This window comes from Pseudoalteromonas sp. Z9A6 (genome assembly GCF_011378805.1).
GTDB classification, from domain to species: Bacteria; Pseudomonadota; Gammaproteobacteria; order Enterobacterales; family Alteromonadaceae; genus Pseudoalteromonas; species Pseudoalteromonas distincta.
The window spans coordinates 2,901-5,326 of the sequence record NZ_WTKZ01000088.1; the positions used below are offsets into that span (position 1 = coordinate 2,901).

Below are 2,426 nucleotides of genomic sequence, written 5' to 3' on the forward strand. Positions count from 1 at the left end.
CATCAGGCGCATGTGAATGATCGTGACCATGTTTACCATGACTGCCATGCATAAATACGTGCATCAAGGGGCATAGCAATAAAATCAAGTAGGGAAGAAATTGCAGCATATGTTGACCATGCTCAAGCACTAAGAAGTAGGTCACTGCGGCAATAAGTGCCAGTGCAGCCCAGCCTGTAGGTGTTGACCAAAAATTAGTGTGTTGATTTTTCATATTGCCCTCCTAAACGACTTTTAAGACACCGCGATACATTTGCATCTGACAGTGAAACTCATGCTCTCCCGGTGATAAGTTCAATAGGGTAATTTGAGTAATTTCATTTAATTTAAGCTGTTCGCTTATATCCAATGAAGGAATAAGCATTGTTTCAGCGCAGGGGGATTGATCTTTGCGCATAAACTTCAGAGTGACAGGTTGGCTAGCAGACACCTGAATTGAGGATGGGGAATACACACCATCCCTCACTTCAATGAGTACTTCATTACCTTGAACGATTGTTTTATTGGGTTTATATAGCCAAAACCACCAAACAATCAGCGCGATTAACATTAAGCCTAATAAGTTAATAACCATCATTGTGATTCTCCTTAATGCTCTTTTGCTTTAAAAAAGCGAAGTCGATTTGCATTTGACACTACAGTCAATGACGAAAACGCCATTGCAGCACCTGCAATTACAGGGCTAAGCAGAATGCCAAAGAAGGGATATAGAACCCCCGCAGCAAAAGGAATCCCGGCTACGTTATAGACAAACGCGCCAAACAAGTTTTGTTTGATATTTCGTAAAGTAGCTTTGCTTACCGCTATGGCATCAGCAAGGCCATGAAGTGAACCACGCATTAGGGTAATGTCAGCACTTTCGATAGCTACATCAGTCCCTGTGCCTATGGCGAAGCCAACATCGGCTAACGCTAGCGCAGGAGCATCGTTGATGCCATCTCCTGTCATACCAACAATTTCGCCGCCTTCTTGTAGCTCTTTCACCTTGTTGGCTTTATCTTCTGGCAGCACTTCAGCAAGAAACTCACTAATACCCACTTTTTTAGCTACGGCGGCAGCGGTTTCCTTGTTATCACCCGTTAACATGATGACGCGTATACCATTAGCCTGAAGCCGTTTGATAGCAGAGATTGAGTCTGACTTGATAGGATCTGCAACAGCAATGATTGCTGCAAGTTCACCATCTACAGCAAAGTACATAGGTGTTTTGGCTTCTTTGGCTAAAGACTGTGCTTGTTCAACAAAGCCTGTGAGGTCTATGCCTTTTAACTTCATTAGTTTATCGTTTCCGAAAAGCAGGGCTTTGTTGTTGCAGCTTGCTTCTACACCAAAACCCGTAATGGCGTTAAAGGCTTCAATTTTTAGTAACTCAATATCCTGATCTAACGCACTTTCAACAATCGCTTGCGCTAAAGGATGCTCTGAGCCGCTTTCTAAACTTGCTGCAAGCTGTAGTACGTCTTTTTCGTCAGTAGCTTTTGCTAAAATAATATCGGTTACCTTAGGTGCCCCTTCAGTAATAGTGCCCGTTTTATCTAAAATCATGGCAGTGATTTTAGAGGCGGTTTGCAGTGCCTCACCGTTGCGAATAAGCACTCCGGCTTCTGCTGCTTTTCCTACTCCCACCATGACAGACATGGGTGTTGCCAAGCCTAAAGCACACGGGCAGGCAATAATAAGCACAGTAGTTGCTGAAACGATGGCAAAAGCAATGGCTGGCTCAGGTCCAAAGTTAAGCCATGCTAGCGCACTTAACACAGAGGTAATCATCACGACAGGTACGAAAAAAGCTGAAATAACATCGGCCAAACGGCCAATCGGCGGTTTTGAATTTTGTGCTCGTTTCACCATATTGATGATCTGTGCAAGCGCCGTGTCTTTACCAACGCGTGTGGCTCTAAATAAAATCATGCCTGATTTGTTCAAAGTACCTGCGACAACCTCATCTTCTTCAGCTTTTTCAGCAGGCATAGGTTCGCCTGTCAGCATGGACTCATCAATAGAGGTGTGTCCTTCCAATACCACGCCATCGACGGGAATTTTTTCACCCGGTTTTACCTTCACAATATCGTTAAATAAAACCTGCTCAATACCTATCTGAACTTCTTTGTTGTCACGAACCACGGTTGCTGTTTTGGCTTGCAAGCCGATAAGACGTTTAATGGCCTCAGAGGTTTTACCTCTGGCTTTGATTTCTAATGCTAAACCTAAATCAATTAAGCCAATGATCATGGCGGTAGCTTCAAAATAAACATGCCGTGCCATCAATGGAACAGCGTCAGGTGCAAACACGACAACCATCGAATACAACCAAGCCGTGCCTGTTCCTAAAGCAATTAGGGTGTCCATATTGGCTGAATGATTTTTTTTTTTTTTTCATGCTCCTACATAGAAATGCTTGCCTGAAAAATACATAACACCAAAAG

2 protein-coding genes and 1 pseudogene are annotated in these 2,426 nt (G+C 43.5%); all 3 read right to left on the reverse strand.

The features are described 5' to 3' along the window. On the reverse strand, nucleotides 1-214 hold a 214-nt coding region (locus tag GQR53_RS19505; RefSeq protein ID WP_165744985.1), incomplete at its 3' end, for a DUF2933 domain-containing protein. Between the two features lie 9 nt (nucleotides 215-223). Further along, nucleotides 224-577: a cupredoxin domain-containing protein gene (locus GQR53_RS19510; RefSeq protein WP_004589267.1), complete on the reverse strand. Its 354-nt coding sequence runs from the start codon at nucleotides 575-577 to the stop codon at nucleotides 224-226. A gap of 11 nt (nucleotides 578-588) precedes the next feature. Beyond that, nucleotides 589-2,426, reverse strand: a pseudogene (locus tag GQR53_RS19515) (copper-translocating P-type ATPase); the annotation flags it as partial.